The organism is Oceanibaculum indicum P24, assembly GCF_000299935.1.
In the GTDB taxonomy this organism is placed as follows: domain Bacteria; phylum Pseudomonadota; class Alphaproteobacteria; order Oceanibaculales; family Oceanibaculaceae; genus Oceanibaculum; species Oceanibaculum indicum.
This window is the reverse complement of record NZ_AMRL01000011.1, coordinates 89,962-110,049: the sequence shown is the minus strand read 5'-3', so window position 1 is coordinate 110,049 and position 20,088 is coordinate 89,962. Positions and strand designations below refer to the sequence as shown.

Sequence of the window (20,088 nt, the reverse complement as noted above, 5' to 3'; positions counted from 1 at the left end):
AGGCGATGGCGGCGGCAAGCCGCGCAGCCGGGCCCTGCCGATCTTCATCGCGCTGTTCGCGGTCGGCGCCTTTGGCGGCATCGTCTGGTACGCCTACACGCAAGGGGTGCAGAGCGGCGTCTCCACCGTGGCACCGGTGATCAAGGCCGATGACGGGCCGACCAAGGCCCGCCCGGAACAGCCGGGCGGGTTGCAGGTGCCGCATCAGGACAAGCAGGTTTTCCAGCGGCTGCTGCCAGAGGGCCAAGCACCACAGACCGTCGAGCGGCTGCTGCCGCCGCCACCGGAGCCCCTGCAGCCGCCGCCGGCGCCCGAGCCCGCGCCTTCCGCTACTGCGCCGGCCCAGCCCCAGAGTCAGCCGCTGCCGTCGCAGAGCGTGGCCGAACGCCCCGTGGCCACGCCGCAGCCCGCCCCTCAGCCGGTTCCTCAGGGCACACCGCCGGTGCCATCCGCCGCTCCCGCGCCGCAACCGCCCCAGGATGCCCCCGCCAATACGCCGGCCAATCCGCCCGCTCAGGCGCAGCAGGTGGCACAGCCTCCGGCACCCCAGCCAGCTCCAGCCCCGGCGCCGGCTCAGACTCAGCAGGCGAGCATCGCCGCGGTCAGCGGCGGCGGCTTCAAGGTCCAGCTTGCCGCTGTGCGCAGCGATGAGGCCGCAAAGCAGGAGTGGAACCGTCTGAAGAACCGCTACAAGGAGGAGCTTGGCGCTTTGTCACTCACCGTGCAGCGCGTCGATCTTGGCGCCGGGAAGGGGATTTACCACCGCATCCAGGCCGGCCCGCTGGACGAGGCCGCAGCTGAGCGTGCCTGCACCGCGCTGAAGGCGAAGAACCAGGCCTGCCTGGTCGTGCGTCCCTGACCGGCCGGTGACAGTCTGATGAGCGTTCCCAGCGCCGTATTCTTCGGCCTCGCCGGTCTTGATCTGAGCGCCACGGAGCGCGCGTTCTTCCGGGACTGCGATCCGGCGGGCTTCATCCTGTTCCAGCGCAATTGCGGCGATCCGGAGCAGCTGAAGCGGCTGACCGGCGATCTGCGCGACTGCCTCGGGCGCGGCGATATACCGATCCTGATCGACCAGGAGGGCGGCCGCGTCCAACGCATGAAACCGCCGCACTGGCGCCAGACTCCACCGGCAGGCGCCTTTGCCGACCTCTACCAGCGCGACGAGGAGGCGGCGATGGAGGCCGTCTATCTGAACGCCCGCCTGATCGCGGCGGAGCTGGCAGAGCATGGCATCAATGTCGATTGCGCCCCGGTGGTCGATATCCTGCGGCCGGAAACCCACGGCATCATCGGCGACCGCGCCTATGGCAACACGCTGGAGGCTGTGGCCGCCCTCGGCCTGATGGTCGCGAACGGGTTGCTAGCCGGCGGTGTGCGGCCGGTGATCAAGCATATGCCGGGCCATGGCCGCGCCACGGTGGACAGCCATCTCGACCTGCCGGTCGTTGATGCCACCGTCGAGGAAATGGAAAGAAGTGATTTCGGCGCCTTCTCCGCACTGGTCGATGCGCCATTCGCGATGACCGCGCATGTCGTCTACACCGCCATTGATCCTGAGCGGGCAGCCACCATTTCTCCTGTCGTGATTGACCGCATCATCCGCAAGACCATCGGCTATCAGGGCTGCCTCATGTCCGACGATATCGGCATGAAGGCGCTGGGCGGCAGCTATGCTGACCGTACGGTGGCCTGTCTGGATGCTGGCTGCGATCTCGTCCTGCATTGCAGCGGCGATAGGGCGGAGATGGAGGAGGTGGCAGGCGCCATCCGCCCCCTGACGCCAGCCTCGGCGCGACGTCTTGGCCGGGCGATGCGGCTTCCGCCGGAACAGTCCGGCTTCGACAGGACGGAGGCGCTGGCGCGGCTGGACGCGCTGCTCGCGCGATGATGGAGACGTCCCTGGAGTATCTGGGGCAGATCCTCATTGGCGCGTCGGTCTGGGTGCTGCCGGTGCTGCTGGCCGTCACCTTCCATGAGGCGGCACATGGCTATGTCGCCTGGCGCCTGGGCGATCCGACGGCGAAGAGCCTGGGCCGCGTGACCTTCAACCCGCTGAAACATGTCGATCCGGTCGGCACCATCCTGCTGCCAGGCCTGCTGCTGCTGCTGCGCGCGCCCTTCCTGTTCGGTTATGCCAAGCCGGTGCCGGTGAATTTCAGCCGGCTGGGCAATCCGCGCCGCGATATGGTGTTCGTGGCCGCCGCCGGGCCGGGGGCGAACATCATCCTCGCCTTCTTGGCGGCCTTCATGCTGCATCTCGTGCCCGTCCTGCCGGAAACTGTGGCATACTGGACTGCGGAAAACCTGCAGAACGCAATCTGGCTTAATCTGGTGCTTGCCGTCTTCAACATGCTGCCGATTCCGCCGCTCGACGGTGGCCGCGTCGCCGTCGGCATCCTGCCTTACGAGCTTGCGATCCGGCTGGCCCGGCTGGAACGCGCCGGCCTGGTGCTGGTGATCGGCCTGTTGTTCCTGATTCCTTTCGGCTTGGCGCAGTTCGGCATCCATTTCCCGATCACCGAATGGATCATCCTGGCGCCGGTGGAATATCTGGCGCGCGGTATCCTGGCGATCAGCGGCGTGATCTGATCATGAATGAGCGGCCCGACGATTTCGAGGAGGATGTGCCGGTCGCCATGCCGGCGCAGCTGATCCTCGATCTGGAAGGGTTCGAGGGGCCCATCGACCTGCTGCTGACGCTGGCCCGCGACCAGAAGGTCGATCTCGCCCGCATTTCCATCCTGAAGCTGGCCGACCAGTATCTCGCCTTCATCCAACAGGCACGCCGGCTGCATCTGGAAATCGCCGCCGACTATCTGGTCATGGCAGCCTGGCTGGCCTTCCTGAAGTCGCGACTGCTGCTGCCGGCCCCGCCCGGCGAACCGGAGCCGAGTGGTGCCGAGATGGCGGAAGCGCTGGCCTTCCAGCTGCGCCGGCTGGAGGCGATGCAGGAGGCCGGCGTGCGTTTGATGGCACGGCCGCAGCTGGGGCAGGATGTCTTCGCGCGCGGCGCCGAGGAACAGTTTCCGACCGTGATTTCGACACGGTACGAAGCCTCGCTCTACGATCTGCTGAAGGCCTATGCCGATTTCCGCCGCCGTACCGAGCACAAATCGCTGCGGATCGCCCCGACCCAGCTCTATTCGGTCGAGGATGCGCTGGAGCGACTGCGGGTGCTGGTCGGCCGGGTGCCGGACTGGGCGATGCTGCAGAGCTTCCTGCCGCCGGATCTGCGCGACAGCCTGATCGCGCGCTCGGCCATTGCCGCGACCTTTGTTGCCAGCCTGGAGTTGGTGAAGCAGGGCACCGTGGAGCTGCGCCAGGGCGAGACCTTCGGGCCAATCTATCTGCGGGCCAAGACCGGCACCCCGGAGACACCGCAATGAGCGAGACACCGCTTCTGGTCACGGAGCGCGAGCGGGCGCAGGCGCTGCGTCTGCTGGAGGCGATCCTGTTCGCCTCGCGCGAGCCGGTGGCCGAGGCCACCTTGCTGGAGCGGCTGCCGGATGGAATCGATATCAAGGGCTTGCTGGCCGACCTTTCGGCGATCTATGAGAATCGCGGCGTTGTCCTGACCCGTATCGCCGGCAAATGGGCCTTCCGCACCGCTGCCGATCTGGCGCCGAAGATGGCGCATGAGCGCACCCAACTGCGCAAGCTGTCGCGCGCCGCCATCGAGACCATTGCGATCATCGCCTATCACCAGCCAATCACCCGTGCGGAGATTGAGGAGGTGCGCGGTGTCGGCCTGTCCAAGGGCACGCTGGACGTGCTGCTTGAAGCCGGCTGGGTGAAGCCCGGCCGCCGGCGCGAATCGCCGGGCCGCCCGCTGACCTGGGTGACGACCGATGTGTTTCTCGACCAGTTCGGCATCGCCGACCTGAAGGAGCTTCCGGGAGTCGAGGAACTGAAGGCCGCCGGCCTGCTCGACAAGCGCCCGAGCCTCGCAACCATTGCGATGCGCGAGGAGGAGGCCGATATGTCATCCGGACAGGACGATGAAGAGGGCGCCGAGCCCCTTATGCTCGACGATGAGGAATTCTGACGTGCAGCAGGCAGCGATGGCGCAGCGCGCCCCTGAAACAGAGAGCAAAACCGATACCGATACCGCCATCCTCCGGATCGAGAGCATCGTTCATCATTACGGAGTGAACCGGGCGGTTGCCGGGGTTAGCCTGTCGATTGCGCCGGGCGAGGTCGTGGCCTTGGTCGGGCCTTCCGGCTGCGGCAAGACGACGATGCTACGCCTGTGTGCAGGTGTGGAGACGCTGCAGGAAGGCAGCATCTCCATTGCCGGGCGCACGGTGGCGCGCCCCGGTGCCAGTCTGCCGCCGGAACATCGCGGCGTCGGGTTCGTGTTCCAGGATTTCGCGCTTTTTCCGCATCTGCGGGTGATCGACAATGTCGGCTTCGGGCTGGACCGGATGCCGGCCGCGCAACGGCGGCAGCGCGCCCTGGCGGTGCTGGATCAGGTCGGCATGGCTGCGCATGCGCAGAAATACCCGCACCAGCTGTCCGGCGGCCAGCAGCAGCGCGTGGCCCTGGCGCGCGCGCTGGCGCCTGAACCTGGCATCGTGCTGCTTGACGAGCCGTTCTCCGGCCTGGATGCGCAGCTGCGCAGCCAGGTGCGCGACGACACGCTGCATGCGCTGAAGCACAGCGGCGCTGCCACCCTGATGGTCACGCATGATGCGGAGGAGGCGATGTTCATGGCCGACCGCATCGCGGTGATGCGCGCCGGCAGCCTCTTGCAGCTGGGATCGCCAGTGGACATCTACTACCGGCCGGCCAGCGCCTATGTTGCCGGCTTCTTTTCGGACGTGAACCGGATCGCCGGAACGGTGCAGGGCGGCCATGTCGCCACACCGCTCGGCCGGCTGCCGGCGCCGGGCTTTCCCGATGGCGCTGCGGTCGAGGTGATCATGCGCCCCGAAGCACTGAAACTTGGCGCGGAGGCGATGTCGGGCGACGGGCAGGGTGTGGCCCGTGTCCTGACCGCGCGCATGCTCGGCCGCGCCAGCCTGATCCATCTGGAACTCGATACGGTTGGTGTGGAAGGAGAGCCCCTGCACTTGCATTGCCGCGTGCCGGGACTTTTCCTGCCGCAGGAGGGTGAGAAGCTACCGATTTCCCTCGACCCGAGGCAGATATTCATCTTCCCGGCAGGGCAGGATTGCTGACCCGAAATTTCGGGCATGAGGACGCGTTGCCTGCCGTTGGGCTTCGTGCCATTATCCCGGCACAAGTCAGGGCGGTAGCACCAGTTGGAACGAGACAAACAAGCTGATTACCCCCGGAATACGGGAAGCATCGGAGAATTGGTACCATGAGCATCGGTTTTTGGCAGGTTATCCTCATTCTGGTGATCGTCCTGATCATCTTTGGCGCGGGCAAGCTGCCGAAGGTGATGGGCGATGTCGCCAAGGGGGTCAAAAGCTTCAAGTCCGGCATGAAGGACGAGGACGAGACGGCACCCGAACCGGCGAAGACGCTGGACCAGACGCCGTCCCAGCCCGCGAATACCGCCAGCACGAACTCCACGCCCGCTGACGATACCAAGAAGAACGAGCCGGCCAAGAGCTGAGCCTGCCGGCGGCGGCCGGTATATCCGGCCGCAATGGCGTCCCATCAAAGGACGGTAATTCGTAATGTTCGATCTGGGATGGGGCGAGATGGCGGTGATCGCACTTGTGGCGATCATCATCCTCGGTCCCAAGGAACTTCCCCATGCGCTGAAGACCCTCGGACGTGCCATCCGCAAGGTGCGGGAGGTGTCGCGCGAATTTCAGGGCCATGTCGATGAGATGGTCCGGGAAGCCGAGCTTGACGACGTCCGCAAGCAGCTTGAGGACGTGAAGGGCAAGGGCATCACCAAGGCACTGCAGGAGCAGGTGGACCCGAAGGGCGAGTTCGATATCAATATCGCCCCGGACCGGATCGATTCCGGAGAGAGCGCGAAGGCGAAGCCGGCGGAACCGAAGGTCGAAGAAAAGACAAAACCGCTGCCACCACCCGCCGACGCGCCCCTGCCACCCGCCAGCACTGGCGAACAGCAGGCGGAAACCGTTCCGGCGACGGACACAACGAAGTCCGATTCCAAATCCGGTACGTCGTAAGGGGCTTTAAGGAATGGTCTCCGAGAATCCCGACGACAACAAGATGCCGCTGCTCGAGCATCTGGTCGAGCTGCGCAACCGGCTGATGTATTCGGTGGGGGCGCTCTTCATCGCCTTCCTCGGCTGCTACATGGTGTCGGAATATATCTACGCCTTCCTGGTGCAGCCGCTGGCCGACGTGCTGGGCCACGATGCCGGGCGCCGGATGATCTACACCAATCTGACCGAGGCCTTCTTCACCTATGTGAAGGTGTCGCTGTGGGCGGCCTTCTTCATCTCCTTCCCGGTCATCGCCTCGCAGCTGTGGATGTTCGTAGCGCCTGGCCTCTACAAGAATGAGAAGCAGGCCTTCCTGCCCTTTCTGGTGGTGACGCCGATCCTGTTCTTCATGGGCGGTGCGCTGGCCTATTACGTGGTGATGCCGCTGGCCTGGGAATTCTTCCTGGGTTTCGAGACCGGCGGCACCGACGGCTCCCTGCCGATCCAGCTGGAAGCCCGCGTCAGCGAATATCTCGGCCTCGTCATGACGCTGATCTTCGCCTTCGGCCTCGCCTTCGAGCTGCCGGTGCTGCTGACCCTGCTGGGCCGCATCGGCGCGGTGACCGCCGACGGGCTGCGGCAGAAGCGGCGCTATATTATCGTCGTCATGTTCATTGCCGCCGCGCTGCTGACGCCGCCCGACCCGATCAGCCAGATCAGCCTCGCCGTGCCACTGCTCATCCTCTACGAAATCTCGATCTGGTCGGTGCGCATTACCGAGCGCAAGAAGGCCGAGCGCGAGGCGGGAGAGGAAGGAGCCGAAAAGGCCGAGGAAGAGGCTTCCTGAACGTAACAGCCGCGGGCGGTTTCTGGACGGAGTCCGGTGAAGCGGCTATAACCCTTGCCGCCTCCACCCGTCACACCGGACCGATAGCCCCATGATCGATTTGAAGCTGATCCGCGACGATGCCGCCGCCTTCGACGCCGCCCTGGCCCGCCGGGGGATCGCGACGTTGTCCGCCGATATTCTGGCGAAGGATTCGCGGCGGCGTTCCGTGCTGACAGAGCTTCAGACCCTGCAGGCGCGCCGCAACGAGGCCTCCAAGGAAATCGGCCAGTTGAAGCGCCAGGGCGGTGACGCCGAGGCGCTGATGGCGGAGGTCGCCGATATCAAGGACAGGCTGGCCGCTCTCGAAGCCGAGGAAAAGGCGCTGGGCGAGGAACTCGACTCCATCCTCGCCGGCATACCGAACCTGCCGGCGGCCGATGTGCCGGACGGTAAGGACGAAACCCAGAATGTCGAGGTACGGCGCTGGGGTAACCCGCGCAATTTCGCCTTCCAGCCGAAGGAACATTTCGACATCGGCGAAGGCCTCGGCATGATGGATTTCGAGGCTGCCGCCAAGCTGTCGGGCGCGCGCTTCGTCGTGCTGCGCAAGCATCTGGCCCGCCTGGAACGGGCACTGGCCGCCTTCATGCTGGACATCCACACCCTGGAATTCGGCTATACGGAGACGCAAGTGCCCTACATGGTGCGCGACCATGTTCTGTACGGCACCGGCCAGCTGCCGAAATTCGGCGAGGATCTGTTCCGCACCACCAACGATTACTGGCTGATCCCGACCGCCGAGGTGCCGCTGACCAATCTGGCGGCCGATTCCATCCTCGACGAGAGGGAGCTGCCGCTGCGCTTCACTGCCTACAGCCCTTGTTTCCGCTCGGAAGCCGGTGCGGCCGGCAAGGATACGCGCGGCATGATCCGCCAGCACCAGTTCACCAAGGTGGAGCTTGTCTCCATCGCGCATCCCGAGCGTTCCGACGCGGAGCATGAGCGGATGACGCAGGCCGCACAGACCGTGCTGGAACGGCTGGAACTGCCTTACCGCACCGTCGTACTGTGCACCGGCGACATGGGCTTCGGCGCGCGCAAGACCTTTGACATCGAGGTCTGGCTGCCGGGGCAGAACACCTACCGCGAGATTTCCAGCTGCTCCAACTGCGGTGATTTCCAGGCGCGGCGCATGAAGGCGCGCTTCCGTCCTGAGGGGGAGAAGAGCACCCGCTTCGTGCACACGCTTAACGGCTCCGGCCTCGCGGTCGGCCGCACCATGGTCGCCATCCTTGAGAATTACCAGAATGAGGATGGCTCGGTGACCGTGCCGAAGGCGCTGCAGCCCTATCTCGGCGGCATGGAGGTCATTGCCCGCGATGCTTAAGCTCGATAAGCCGCTTGAGAAGTGCCGCATCCTCGTCACCAACGACGATGGCATTAACGCGCCCGGCCTGAAGGTGCTGGAGAAGATCGCCCGGGCGCTGTCGAAGGATGTCTGGGTGGTGGCGCCGGAGCAGAACCAGAGCGGTTCTGCCCATTCGCTGACGCTGCGCAGCCCGTTGCGGCTGCGGGAAGTCTCCAAGCGGCGCTATGCCGTGGATGGCACCCCGACCGACTGTGTGCTGCTGGCGGTGAACGAGCTGCTGAAGGACCAGCGGCCTGACCTCGTGCTGTCCGGCGTGAACCGGGGCGCCAACATGGCCGAGGATGTGACCTATTCCGGCACCATCGCCGCGGCGATGGAGGGGACGCTGCTGGGCCTGCCTTCCATCGCGCTGAGCCAGGCCATCGCCTTCAAGCATGCGCCGAAATGGTCCACCGCCGAGCAGCACGGGCCGGACGTGATCCGCAAGGTGCTGGACGTGGGTTGGCCGAAGGGCGTGCTGATCAATGTGAATTTCCCGGATACCGGCGGGCAGGGGGTGAAGGGCATCCGGCTGGCCCGGCAGGCGCAGCGGCAGATCGGCTCCGCCGTGCAGCCGGGCACCGATCCCTATGGCAATCCCTATTACTGGGTCGGGCTGATCAAGAGCGAGGAACAGGCGAAGGCCGGCACCGACCTGGCGGCGGTGCGCGACGGCTATATCGCGATCACGCCGATCCATATGGATATGACGCATGCCGCGACCCTGAAGGCATTGCATACGGTGCTGGACTAGAATCGGGGGAAGGGGGCCCGCGTGAGCGCCGAAGACGCCCGCAAGATACGGCTGATCATGGAGCTGCGCCGCAATGGCGTGGGCGATACACGTGTGCTCTCCGCCATCGAGCGGGTGCCGCGTGAGATGTTCGTGCCCCGTACCTTCGACGATCAGGCCTACGACAATACCGCGCTGCCCATCGGCTGTGGCCAGACCATCAGCCAGCCGACCATCGTCGGCATGATGACCCAGGCGCTCAATCCCGGCGACCGGCTGAAGGTTCTGGAGATCGGCACCGGCTCCGGCTACCAGACGGCGATCCTCTCGCAGCTGTTCCGCCGGGTCTATACCATCGAGCGGCATCGCGACCTGCTGCGGGATGCGGAACAGCGCCTGGAAGCGCTGGGCTGCAGCAATGTCACCGCCAAGGTCGGAGATGGCACCAAGGGCTGGCCGGAGCAGGCGCCCTTCGACCGCATCCTGGTCACGGCGGCGGCGACAGAAATGCCGGAAACCCTGATGCAGCAACTCGGGGTAGGCGGCATCATGGTGCTGCCGCTCGGGCCGCGCCCGGAAAACCAGCATGTTGTGCGCGTCACCCGGACGGAGGAGGGGTTCCAGACCGAGACCCTGTGGGCCGTGCGGTTCGTGCCGCTGATTGCCGGCATGCCCGAAGAGACCGGAAAGGCGCGGTAGGCGATGGCTTGCTTCGCGCGTTGCCGGAATGCCGAGCGCTTCGTAGAGTGAGGGGCATGATACGCCCCTTTCCGTTCCCCGTTCTGCTTCTGCTGCTGGCAGCGGTGACGCTGGCCTCCTGTGCGCGCAGCGGACCGCCGGCCCCGGTGGTGAACGGCATTACCCCGTCACGCCTGCCGCCCAGCGCCTCCGCGCCATCCGATGGGCTGCGGCAGGGGATGCCGGGCACTGTGACGGTGCGGCGCGGCGATACGCTGTACGGCATTGCCCGCGCCAATGAGGTTCCCCTGCGCGCGATGATCGAGGCGAACAATCTGCAGCCGCCCTATGTGCTGCGGGTCGGCGATGTGCTGCGCCTGCCGAATGCGCGCTTCCATGTCGTGGCTGGCGGCGATACGCTGTATGGCATCGCCCGGCGCTACGATGTGGATGTCAGCAGCCTGGCCCGCGCCAACAGCCTGTCGGCGCCCTTCACCATCCGGCTGGGGCAGAGGCTGGTGCTGCCCTCGGCCGTGCAGGCCTCCCCCGCGACAACCGCTGTTGCCCGTGCCGACGATACGGTTCCACTGGCCAATGCGCGCCCCGCGCCCTCTGCCGAACCTGCTCCCAGCACGTCACCTTCAGAGCCGCCGACGTCAACAGAGGAGACACGTTCTCCGCCCGCCCAGTCACAGACCGCCGCCGCACCGCCGCCGGCAAGCGGTTCCAGCGCCATCCTGAAAGCACCGCCGCCGCGCAGCGGCTCGACCTTCCTGATGCCGGTGAACGGGCGCATCCTGTCCGATTTCGGCCCAAGGGGCGGTGGGCTGCACAATGACGGCATCAATATCGCCGCGCCGCGCGGCACGCCGGTGCTGGCCGCCGAGAATGGCGTTGTGGTCTATGCCGGCAGCGAACTGAAGGGATTCGGCAATCTGCTGCTGATCAACCATGCCGGCGGCTACATGACCGCCTATGCGCATAATGAGGCGCTGCTGGTGCGGCGTGGCGACGAGGTGCGGCGCGGCCAGGCCATCGCGCGGGTTGGCCGGACCGGCAGCGTGGATACACCGCAGCTGCATTTCGAGGTGCGGCGCAATTCCCGCGCGGTCGATCCGAAACCCTACCTGCAGCGCGGCGTCGCGGAACTTCCGCGTTAGAGCAGGGGCTTGCCCAGCCGGCCCGCCAGATCCTGGATGAACTGCCAGGCGACACGGCCAGAGCGGCTGCCGCGCCCGACCGACCATTCCACGGCCTCGGCATGCAGCTGCTCGACCGGCACGCCCAGACCGAACGCCTCGTTATAGCCCTCGATCATCGCGAAATAGGTGTCCTGGTCGCAGGCATGAAAACCCAGCCACAGGCCGAACCGGTCGGACAGCGACACTTTCTCCTCGACCGCCTCCGACGGGTTGATGGCGGTCGAACGTTCATTCTCGATCATGTCCCGCGCCATCAGATGGCGACGGTTCGAGGTGGCGTAGAACAGCACATTCTCGGGCCGACCCTCGATACCGCCTTCCAGCACGGCTTTCAGCGACTTGTAGGCATTGTCCGCCACATCGAAGGACAGGTCGTCGCAGAAGATGATGGAACGCCGCCCGGCCTGCTTCAGCAGTTTCAGAAGCTGGGGCAGGGAACCGATATCCTCGCGATGGATCTCGACCAGCGCCAGCGAGCCCGGAAACTCCTGATTGACGGCGGCATGCACGGCCTTCACCAGCGAGCTTTTGCCCATGCCGCGCGCGCCCCACAGCAGCGTGTTGTTGGCCGGCAGGCCCTGGGCGAACCGCCGCGTATTGTCCAGCAACGTGTCGCGCTGCCGCTTCACGCCCTGCAGCAGCCGCAGCTCGACGCGGGAAATGGATGGCACCGGGTCCATGCTGGCGCTCTCGGCGTTCCAGATGAAGCCATCGGCGGCATTGATATCCACCGCCTTCACAGCCGGGGGGGCCAGCCGCTCCAGCGCGTCGGCGATACGGGTCAGCAAGGGCAGAAGCTCGGGGGTCGTATTCATGGGCGAAGCCACCTACATCAGCGGAGCGGGGAGCCTAGTGGCTGCGCGCGCACGGGGTCAACGGGCTGTGTCTCATGGCAGGGTCGATTCGGTAAGTGCGGCGCTGTTGCAATCGCCGTCCGTCCGGGTATAGTCCGCCCCATGAATTAACCGCCTGCGGGCGGAAAAACAAGGAGCCGCAAATGCTTATCTCCCCGGCTTATGCCCAGGCTGCAGGCGGTGGCGACTTCGTCGTGTCGCTTCTCCCCCTGGTGCTGATCTTCGTCGTGTTCTACTTCCTGCTGATCCGTCCGCAGCAGAAGAAGGTGAAGGCGCACAAGGAAATGCTGTCGAACATCCGTCGCGGCGACCGTGTCGTCACCAATGGCGGCATCATCGGCAGCGTCACCCGCGTCAACGATGACAACGAACTCACGCTGGAGATCGCCGAGGGCGTGCGCGTCCGCGCCGTCCGCGCCATGGTCGCCGATGTGCTGGCCAAGACCGAGCCGGCCAAGGCCGCCAGCGACGATGACGAGGATGAGGAAGCCCCGGCCGAGGCGCCGCGCAAGCGCACCAGCCGCAGCCGCGCGAAGCCTGCCGAGACCAAGCCTGCTGAGACCAAGCCGGCCGAAACCGGCAGCACGGAAGCCCCGTAAGGCCGGTTTCCGCAGTAAGGCGGCTTCACCGTCGCCTGACCCTTTTCCCTTCATCGGAGCGTTCCGGCCACAATGCTGCATTTCCCCAAGTGGAAGATCGCACTGGTCCTGGTGATCTGTCTCCTCGGTGCTGCTTATGCGACACCGAACCTGCTTGACCGTTCGGTTGTCGAGAAGGCGCCCAGCTGGATGAATTTCCAGCAAATCAATCTGGGCCTCGATCTGCGCGGCGGCTCGCACCTGCTGCTGGAGGTCGATCTCGACACGGTGGTCCGGGAACGGCTGGAGTCGGTGGTCGATCTGGCGCGCACCGAACTGCGCAAGGAGCGGATCGGCTATACCGATCTGGGCGTCTCCGGGGAAAATGTGGTCTTCCGGCTGCGGGAAGCGGCGGATGCCGACCGGGCCATGGCGTTGCTGCGCGATGCCGATGGCGATCTGACGATCGAGCAGAGCGACGGGCGCATCGTGGCGACCTTGCGGGAAAGCGCGCTGACGGCGCGCAAGCAGGCGGCCATCGAACAATCCATCGAGATCGTGCGCCGCCGCATCGACGAGACCGGAACGCGCGAGCCGACGATCCAGCGTCAGGGCGAGGACCGCATCCTGGTCCAGCTGCCGGGCGTGGACGATCCGGAACGCATCAAGGCGCTGCTCGGCCAGACCGCCAAGATGGTGTTCCGCCTGGTCGATGACCGCAACTCGCTGGGCGAGGCGATGGCCGGTCGCGTGCCGCCGGGTTCCGCCCTGCTGCCCTCGGACGAGGTCGGCGCCGATGGCCGTCCGGCACAGATGTATCTGATCGAACGCCGGGTGATGGTTAGTGGCGACACGCTGGTCGATGCGCAGCCCAGCTTCAACAATGGCGAGCCGGTCGTCTCCTTCCGCTTCGATTCGGTGGGCGCCAAGCGTTTCGCCGATGCCACGGCAGCCAATGTGAACCGTCCCTTCGCCATCGTGCTGGACGACAAGGTCATCAGCGCCCCGGTGATCCGCGAACCGATCCTCGGCGGCAGCGGCATCATCTCCGGCAATTTCACCGTGCAGGAAGCCCAGGACCTCGCGCTGCTGCTGCGCGCCGGTGCGCTGCCGGCCCCGCTGACGGTGCTGGAGGAACGCACGGTCGGCCCCGGCCTTGGTGCCGATTCGATTGCCGCCGGCGAAGCCGCCGCCCTGCTGGGCCTGGTGCTGGTCATCGTCTTTATGGTCCTGGCCTATGGCCTGTTCGGCGTGATCGCCAACATCGCGCTGCTGGTCAATCTGGTGCTGATCGTTGCCGCGCTGTCGGTCTTGCAGGCGACGCTGACGTTGCCCGGTATCGCCGGCATCGTGTTGACCATCGGTATGGCGGTCGATGCCAATGTGCTGGTGTTCGAGCGCATGCGCGAGGAGGCCAAGAACGGCCGCCCGCCGGTATCGGCCATCGATGCCGGCTACAGCCGGGCGATCTCCACCATCGTTGACGCGAATCTCACGACCTTCATCGCGGCGCTGCTGCTGTTCATCTTCGGGTCCGGCCCGATCCGCGGCTTTGCCGTCACCCTGTCGATTGGCCTCGTCACCTCCATGTTCACGGCGATCATGGTGACGCGCCTCATCGTCGTGCTCTGGCTGCGCCGGTCGCGGCCAAAGACGCTGCCGATCTGAGCGGAGAGAGACGATGCGATTCATGAAATTCCTCGCCGGCACACCGCATGTTCCCTTCCTGCGCTTCAAGGGACTGTGCTTCGCACTATCCGCGTTGCTGATGCTCGGTTCGCTGGTGTCGCTGGCGACCCAGGGGCTGAATTTCGGCATCGATTTCCGCGGCGGCATCCTGATGGAAGTCCGCACGCCACAGCCGGCAAACCTGTCCGAAATGCGCTCCACCCTCGGCCAGCTCGGGCTGGGTGAGGTGTCCTTGCAGGAATTTGGCGCCGAAACGGACGTGCTCATCCGCATCCAGCAGCAGGATGGCGGGGAGGCGGGCCAGCAGGCCGCTATCGAGGCGGTGCGGGGAGCGCTGGGCGACGATGTGAACTACCGGCGTGTCGAGTTTGTCGGCCCCAAGGTTGGCGCCGAGTTGATTCAGGACGGTATCCTGGCGGTGCTGATCGCGCTGGGCGCTATCCTGATGTATATCTGGTTCCGCTTCGAATGGCAGTTCGGCGTCGGCGGCGTGCTGACGCTGATCCATGACGTGCTGATCACCATCGGCCTGTTCTCCGTACTGCAGCTGGAGTTCAACCTGTCCACGGTGGCGGCGATCCTGACCATCGCCGGCTATTCGATCAACGATACCGTCGTGGTCTATGACCGCATCCGCGAGAATCTGCGCAAGTACAAAAAGCTCGATATCAGCGCGCTGTGTGACCTCAGCCTGAACGACACGCTGGCCCGCACGCTGTTGACCAGCGGCACCACGATCCTGGCCCTGGTCGCTCTGTTCTCCTTCGGTGGACCGGTCGTCCGCGATTTCAGCGGCGCGCTGATCTTCGGCATCCTGATCGGTACCTATTCCTCGATCTTCATCGCCACGCCGGTGCTGACCTACATGAATCTCCGCCGCGACAGCGACAATGCGTCGGAGGATGCCGGCAAGGCGACCACGGCCGGCTGATCGGCGGATGGACGTTACCCCCCGCATCGCCGAGGGACGGCAGCTTATCGAGAGCTATGGCGCGGGCCGCTTCAAGATCACCGGCACGGTGCATGAGGGCTCCGTCCTGGTGTTTCCGGATCGTGTTCTCGACTGGCCCGTCACTGACTTCCAGTCCATTGATGAGGCCAGCCTGTCGGCCTTCACCGCCTCTGATACGCCGGAAGTCGATATCCTGCTGATCGGCTGCGGGGCGCAGATGCGCTTCGTCCCGCCCGCCCTGCGGCAGGCACTGCGGGATGCCGGCATCGTCATCGACGCGATGGATACCGGGGCAGCCTGCCGCACCTACAACGTGCTGATGTCGGAAGACCGCCGGGTCGCCGCCGCGCTGATAGCGGTGGAATAGAAACGAAAACGGGGGCCGAAAGGCCCCCGCACTCGTCTTGACTGACCGGAGATATCAGGCGGCCAGGTTCTTTTCCGCGAAGTCCCAGTTCACCAGGTGATCCAGGAAGGCGGCCAGGAAGTCCGGCCGGCGGTTCTGGTAGTCCAGATAGTAGGCATGCTCCCACACGTCGCAGGTCAGCAGCGCCTTCTTGCCCTTGGTCATCGGCAGTTCGGCGTTCGGGGTCTTCATGACCGCCAGCTTACCGCCATCCTCGACCAGCCAGGCCCAGCCGCTGCCGAACTGGCCGGCGCCGGCGGCCTTGAATTCCTCGGCGAACTTCTCGTAGGAGCCGAAGGACTCGTCGATCATCTTGGCAATCTTGCCGGTGGGCTTGCCGCCGCCGCCCGGCTTCATCGAATGCCAGAAGAAGGTGTGGTTCCACACCTGCGCGGCATTGTTGAAGATGCCAGCCTTCGAGGCATCGCCGGCGCTGTCGAGGATGATTTCCTCCAGCGACTTCGAGGCGAGCGGCGTGCCGTCGATCATCTTGTTCAGGTTCACAACGTAGGTGTTGTGGTGCTTGCCATGATGGAAGCTGAAGGTATTGGCGGAGATGTGCGGCTCCAGGGCGTTCTGCGCGTAGGGCAGGGCCGGAAGTTCGAAGGGCATGATATTCCTCGTTGGCTTGTTCCGTTGCGCGGGAAGACGCCGGTAAAAGGCGGCGGCTCGCGAGAAAACGTCCGGCATAGGTGATCGCCGGATGACCTTTCATGTAGGCCAATCCTAAGCGCATGAAAAGGCCAGAAAAACCCTTATTAATCTATGGCCTCTACCGCCAGCCTGCCAGACCGCACCGCGCCTTCGATGGTGCAGGGCAGGCCGGTATCGGTCCAGTCCCCGGCCAGCGCCAGATTGCGCCAGATGGTTGCGGCGCCGGGCCGTGTTCGCGCCATCGCCGGGGTCTGCGCCAGCGTCGCGCGCTTTTCCTTCACGATGCGATGCGGGGGTAGGGGTATGCCGGCGGGCAGGTCGAGGGCTCGCACGATATCGTGCCAGAGCAGGTCGGCGATCTCCCCGGCCGGCTGGTCCGCCAGCATGCTGGCAGCACTGGTGGTAGTGGAGAGGATATCGTTGCGGCGGAACAGCCATTCGGCCGTGCCGCCGACCAGTCCCAGAAACGCCTCGCCAGCCGGCAGCCCGTCCACTTCAAAGCGGAAATGGCCATTCACGATGGGCTGATGCTCCAGCGGCAGGTCCAGCCCCAGCAGCGCCGCAGCCTGTTCCGGCGGCAGGGCGAGAATGACCGCATCCTCCGGCTGAAGGACGACACGCCCATCGCCGAAGGACAGGCTGGCGATGCCTTCCCTCTCATAATCCAGCCCAGTCAGCCTGTGATGATAGCGAACCGAAGCCGCTGCGCGTTCCAGCACCGCCAGCGCCGGATCGATAAAGCTGGCACCCAGACCGTCGCGCGCAACCAGTGGCCGGCAGGCGGAACCGCCCCGTAGCAGCGTTTCCCGCAGCAAGCGCCCCGCCAGCCGCGCCGAAGCCTGTTCCAAAGGCGTGTTGAGGGCGGAGACCAGCAGGGGCCGCCAGACGCGCTCCAGCGTGCTTCCCGCCGGCAGGAAGTCCGCCACAACCTTATCCGGCCCAGCCGTCAGCAGCCGCCAGGGCAGGTAGTCGGCGGCGCTGGTGCCCGGTGCCCGCCGCGATGGCGACCAGGGCAGCAGATAGCCGGGCTTCAACACCCATTGCTCCCCCGTTGCAAGGTCACGGAACGGGAAGCGTGCCCGTTCCGGCCCGGTCAGCGTGTCGCGCGCGCCGATGCGGTCCAGATAGGCCAGCGTCTCGCGGTTGCCGGACAGCAGCAGATGATTGCCATTATCGATTTCCATGCCGAGGCTTGCATCGACATAGGAGCGGCAGCGTCCACCAGCTTGGCCCGCCGCCTCGTACAGCGTCACGGTAAATCCAGCCTCCAGCCCGCGCAGCGCCGCCGACAGGCCGGCCAGCCCGGTGCCGATCACATGCAGGCGGCGGCTCATGGTTTCAGCGTGAGGCCGGCACGCAGGGCGATGACGATCTTTTCCAGCCGTCCCAGCCGGATGCGCTGCGGCGCCGGCAACTCGGCCTGCTTCAGCCGGTCCAGCAGGCGCTTGTAGGTCGCCAGGATGACAATGGCCGGGCGCAGTGCCTGCCGGTCGCAGTCGCGCAGGGCGTCCTCGGCATCGGCATAGCGCTGTTCCGCCCAGTCGATCATCGCCGCACAGACGCGGACAATCGCCGGATGATCGAGCACGGCGTCGGGATCGCGCATATGGATGCCTGCCGCCTCTAGCATGTCCGCCGACAGGTAGAGACGGCCGTCGGCCGCATCCTCGCGCAGATCGCGCAGGATGTTGGTCAGCTGCACCGCGTCACCGAGCGCCAGCGCGAAGCCGGCGGCCGCCTTGCCGGATGCGCCATAGACCGCGATGGACAGCATGCCGACCGCGCCCGCGACCCGGCGGCAATAGAGCTGCAGTTCGAGCAGCGAGGGGGCCAGGATATCGCCAGTGGCATCCATGCGGACACCGGTCAGGATTTCCTCGAACCAGCGCCGGTCGAGCCTGTAGCGGGCAACCGGCCCGGCCAGCGCGATGGCGATGGGGTGCGTGGGCGATCCGGCGTAGAGCGCCGTGATTTCCCGCCGCCAGCCCTCAAGCCGGGCCAACTTCTCCGTACGCGGCAGATCACCGTCGGCGATGTCGTCCAGCTCCCGGCAATAGGCGTAGATGGCATACATGGCGCGCCGCTTCTCGCCCGGCAGCAGCCGCATGCTCCAGTAGAAGGAGCTGCGTGCCCGCCGCACAATGTCCAGCACATGCGCCTCGGCTTCGGCTTGCAGACTCATCGGCTGGCCATCCCGCTGCTGATGCCGCGCAGCAGGCAGAGAAAGCGCATCGGCCAGCCCAGCCGGACATGCCGGGTCAGCGGGTCCTGCTGCCGCAGGCGAGCCAGCAGCGCCTCCGCACCGATCTGTGTGGTCGCCGCCTGGATGCGCAGCCCACGATTCCGGATGTCCGGCAGCAGAGGGCACGATACCGCCAGCAGTGCTGCCGTGGCGTCCAGCACCCGGTCCAGCGTGCGGCGCAGGGCAGGGGAGGTCTGCGAGACGGCAAGCATGTCCGGCGTCGCGCCCTCCGCATCAAGCCAGTCCTTCGGCAAATAGAGCCGGTCGAGCGCGCGGTAATCCCTGCCGCAATCCTGCACATGGTTGAGCACCTGCAGCGCGGCGCACAGCGCGTCGGAGTGCGGCCGCAGCGTGCGATCCTCGCCGAACAGGTCGAGCAGGAAGCGCCCGACCGGCGCTGCGGAATGCCGGCAATAGCCCATCAGTTCGTCCCAGTCGGCATAGCGCGCCTTGCCGGCATCCTGCCGGAAGGCCACCAGTAGCGCGGCGGCATGCTCCGCCCCGGTGGCTGGCAGCCGGCCCTCCATCTGGTTGAGCAGGCGCAGCTTTTCCTCCGGCGGCAGGGCGGGATGATCGGCGATATCGTCTGCCGCCCGGGCAAAGCGGTAGAACGCCATGATCTGCGCCCGCTTCGACGGCGGCAGCAGCCAGGAGGCAACCGGAAAGCTCTCCTGCCCGGCATCCTTTCCGGAGGCATGGACGGTATCGGGCAGGGTCACGGGCTGCGGCATGGGTCCGAAGGTGCTTGGCGATGGGACCGAAACTATATAGGACGGGTGCCGGGAAGCACACCCGGCTAGAACCGAAACTCACCGGAAGGAATCATGCCCGAGGCTGCCCTTTCCTATTGCGCCCTTGAGGTACAGCGGAACGATCCGGAACGGTTCCTCACCTGCCTGTTCGCCCCCGCCGACCGGCGCGAGGCGCTGTTCGCGCTCTATGCCTTCAATCAGGAAGTCGCCAAGACCCGCGCCATCGTCTCCGAACCGCTACTCGGCGAAATACGGCTGACCTGGTGGCGCGAGGCCATCGCGGAGATCTACGGGGGCACGCCGCGCCAGCATGCCGTGGTGCAGGCGCTGGCAGAGGCGGTGCAGGCGCATGACCTGCCGCGCGCACCCTTCGACCGGCTGATCGAGGCGCGGGGGCAGGATCTGCAGCCGGAACCGCCCGCCGATCTGCAGGCCCTGCTGGACTATGCCGATGGCACCGCCGGCACGCTGACCGATCTGTGCCTGAGTGCGCTCGGCGGGGTGGAACGGCAAGCCGGGATCGCCCGCGCCGCTGGCACCGCCGTGGCACTGACCGGCCTGCTGCGGGCCTTGCCGTTCCATGCCCGCGAGCATTGGGTGAACCTGCCCGCCAGCCTGATGGAACAGCACGGCGTTGGCCTGCGCGAACTCTATGATCTGAAGCCGGGCGCGGGGCTGAACCGGGTGGTCGAGAGCGTCGCGTACAGCGCCCGCGCACATCTGGCGGAAGCACGCTCGCTACGCCGGCATGTACCGAAACGGGCGCTGGCGGCACTGCTGCCGCTCACGCTCGCCGAAGGGCATCTGAAGCGGCTGGCGAAAAACGGCCATGACGTGTTCGATACCAGCCTCGGCGAGAAATCCCCGCTGGCCGCCTGGCGGCTCAGCTGGATGGCGCTGCGGGGGAGGTTTTAGCGCTCGCCCCGATACCCTTCGAGACGCCGGCTGTGCCGGCTCCTCAGGGTGAGGTCATCTTGCAATCCCGCCCGTGCCGTTTACACCCTCATGCTGAG

General features: G+C 65.9%; 23 protein-coding genes. 18 read left to right on the top strand and 5 right to left on the bottom strand.

Going from position 1 to position 20,088, the window contains the following annotated elements:
- The 13 genes from P24_RS10420 to P24_RS10360 all read left to right on the top strand — a co-directional run.
- Positions 1 to 859 (top strand): SPOR domain-containing protein (locus tag P24_RS10420; protein ID WP_008944679.1); only part of this gene is annotated, 859 nt, incomplete at its 5' end.
- A gap of 18 nt (positions 860 to 877) precedes the next feature.
- Positions 878 to 1,891, top strand: a complete 1,014-nt coding sequence (gene nagZ, locus P24_RS10415; RefSeq protein WP_008944678.1) for a beta-N-acetylhexosaminidase — start codon at positions 878 to 880, stop codon at positions 1,889 to 1,891.
- On the top strand, positions 1,888 to 2,592 hold the full coding sequence (locus P24_RS10410; RefSeq protein ID WP_008944677.1) for a site-2 protease family protein: 705 nt from the start codon (positions 1,888 to 1,890) through the stop codon (positions 2,590 to 2,592). The genes nagZ and P24_RS10410 overlap by 4 nt, the downstream gene beginning before the upstream one ends.
- A gap of 2 nt (positions 2,593 to 2,594) precedes the next feature.
- Positions 2,595 to 3,389, top strand: a complete 795-nt coding sequence (locus P24_RS10405) for a segregation and condensation protein A (protein ID WP_008944676.1) — start codon at positions 2,595 to 2,597, stop codon at positions 3,387 to 3,389.
- On the top strand, positions 3,386 to 4,048 hold the full coding sequence (gene scpB / locus P24_RS10400; RefSeq protein ID WP_008944675.1) for an SMC-Scp complex subunit ScpB: 663 nt from the start codon (positions 3,386 to 3,388) through the stop codon (positions 4,046 to 4,048). The genes P24_RS10405 and scpB overlap by 4 nt, the downstream gene beginning before the upstream one ends.
- Before the next feature lies 1 nt (position 4,049).
- Complete coding sequence (locus P24_RS10395; RefSeq protein WP_008944674.1) at positions 4,050 to 5,183, top strand: ABC transporter ATP-binding protein; 1,134 nt, start codon at positions 4,050 to 4,052, stop codon at positions 5,181 to 5,183.
- Positions 5,184 to 5,329: 146 nt separating this feature from the next.
- Complete coding sequence (tatA, locus tag P24_RS10390) at positions 5,330 to 5,587, top strand: twin-arginine translocase TatA/TatE family subunit (RefSeq protein WP_008944673.1); 258 nt, start codon at positions 5,330 to 5,332, stop codon at positions 5,585 to 5,587.
- A gap of 64 nt (positions 5,588 to 5,651) precedes the next feature.
- Positions 5,652 to 6,119: a Sec-independent protein translocase protein TatB gene (gene tatB / locus P24_RS19235; protein WP_008944672.1), complete on the top strand. Its 468-nt coding sequence runs from the start codon at positions 5,652 to 5,654 to the stop codon at positions 6,117 to 6,119.
- A gap of 13 nt (positions 6,120 to 6,132) precedes the next feature.
- On the top strand, positions 6,133 to 6,945 hold the full coding sequence (gene tatC, locus P24_RS10380) for a twin-arginine translocase subunit TatC (protein ID WP_008944671.1): 813 nt from the start codon (positions 6,133 to 6,135) through the stop codon (positions 6,943 to 6,945).
- A gap of 91 nt (positions 6,946 to 7,036) precedes the next feature.
- Entirely contained in the window at positions 7,037 to 8,314 is a 1,278-nt protein-coding gene (serS, locus tag P24_RS10375; RefSeq protein WP_008944670.1) for a serine--tRNA ligase, read from the top strand.
- Positions 8,307 to 9,089 (top strand): 5'/3'-nucleotidase SurE, encoded by a 783-nt coding sequence (gene surE, locus P24_RS10370; protein WP_008944669.1) that lies wholly within the window; start codon positions 8,307 to 8,309, stop codon positions 9,087 to 9,089. Before serS ends, surE begins: the two co-directional genes overlap by 8 nt.
- A 21-nt stretch (positions 9,090 to 9,110) precedes the next feature.
- Complete coding sequence (locus P24_RS10365; RefSeq protein ID WP_008944668.1) at positions 9,111 to 9,767, top strand: protein-L-isoaspartate(D-aspartate) O-methyltransferase; 657 nt, start codon at positions 9,111 to 9,113, stop codon at positions 9,765 to 9,767.
- 56 nt (positions 9,768 to 9,823) lie between these two features.
- A complete protein-coding gene (locus P24_RS10360) occupies positions 9,824 to 10,906 on the top strand; it encodes a LysM peptidoglycan-binding domain-containing M23 family metallopeptidase (protein ID WP_008944667.1) in 1,083 nt (360 codons plus the stop codon).
- On the opposite strand, the gene P24_RS10355 is transcribed toward P24_RS10360, so the two are convergent.
- The gene (locus tag P24_RS10355; protein WP_008944666.1) at positions 10,903 to 11,763 is read right to left on the bottom strand and encodes an ATP-binding protein; all 861 of its coding nucleotides are present in this window, start codon (positions 11,761 to 11,763) and stop codon (positions 10,903 to 10,905) included. The genes P24_RS10360 and P24_RS10355 overlap by 4 nt on opposite strands.
- Positions 11,764 to 11,996: 233 nt before the next feature.
- On the opposite strand from P24_RS10355, the gene yajC reads away from it, so the two are divergent.
- The 4 genes from yajC (at position 11,997) to P24_RS10335 (ending at position 15,388) form a co-directional block, all read left to right on the top strand.
- Positions 11,997 to 12,401 (top strand): preprotein translocase subunit YajC, encoded by a 405-nt coding sequence (gene yajC / locus P24_RS10350; protein ID WP_322095727.1) that lies wholly within the window; start codon positions 11,997 to 11,999, stop codon positions 12,399 to 12,401.
- Between the two features lie 72 nt (positions 12,402 to 12,473).
- Positions 12,474 to 14,048: a protein translocase subunit SecD gene (gene secD, locus P24_RS10345; protein ID WP_008944664.1), complete on the top strand. Its 1,575-nt coding sequence runs from the start codon at positions 12,474 to 12,476 to the stop codon at positions 14,046 to 14,048.
- A gap of 13 nt (positions 14,049 to 14,061) precedes the next feature.
- Entirely contained in the window at positions 14,062 to 15,000 is a 939-nt protein-coding gene (gene secF / locus P24_RS10340; RefSeq protein WP_040707282.1) for a protein translocase subunit SecF, read from the top strand.
- Positions 15,001 to 15,007: 7 nt separating this feature from the next.
- On the top strand, positions 15,008 to 15,388 hold the full coding sequence (locus P24_RS10335) for an Mth938-like domain-containing protein (protein ID WP_008944662.1): 381 nt from the start codon (positions 15,008 to 15,010) through the stop codon (positions 15,386 to 15,388).
- A 54-nt stretch (positions 15,389 to 15,442) separates the two neighbouring features.
- Here P24_RS10335 and P24_RS10330 read toward each other — a convergent pair whose 3' ends face one another.
- The 4 genes from P24_RS10330 to P24_RS10315 form a co-directional block, all read right to left on the bottom strand.
- Positions 15,443 to 16,039, bottom strand: a complete 597-nt coding sequence (locus P24_RS10330; protein WP_008944661.1) for a superoxide dismutase — start codon at positions 16,037 to 16,039, stop codon at positions 15,443 to 15,445.
- 146 nt (positions 16,040 to 16,185) lie between these two features.
- Positions 16,186 to 17,415: a hydroxysqualene dehydroxylase HpnE gene (gene hpnE, locus P24_RS10325; RefSeq protein WP_008944660.1), complete on the bottom strand. Its 1,230-nt coding sequence runs from the start codon at positions 17,413 to 17,415 to the stop codon at positions 16,186 to 16,188.
- A complete protein-coding gene (gene hpnD, locus P24_RS10320) occupies positions 17,412 to 18,263 on the bottom strand; it encodes a presqualene diphosphate synthase HpnD (RefSeq protein ID WP_008944659.1) in 852 nt (283 codons plus the stop codon). The genes hpnE and hpnD overlap by 4 nt, the downstream gene beginning before the upstream one ends.
- A complete protein-coding gene (locus tag P24_RS10315) occupies positions 18,260 to 19,054 on the bottom strand; it encodes a squalene/phytoene synthase family protein (RefSeq protein ID WP_008944658.1) in 795 nt (264 codons plus the stop codon). Before P24_RS10315 ends, hpnD begins: the two co-directional genes overlap by 4 nt.
- 93 nt (positions 19,055 to 19,147) lie before the next feature.
- On the opposite strand from P24_RS10315, the gene P24_RS10310 reads away from it, so the two are divergent.
- On the top strand, positions 19,148 to 19,990 hold the full coding sequence (locus tag P24_RS10310) for a phytoene/squalene synthase family protein (RefSeq protein ID WP_008944657.1): 843 nt from the start codon (positions 19,148 to 19,150) through the stop codon (positions 19,988 to 19,990).
- Positions 19,991 to 20,088: the final 98 nt, after the last annotated feature.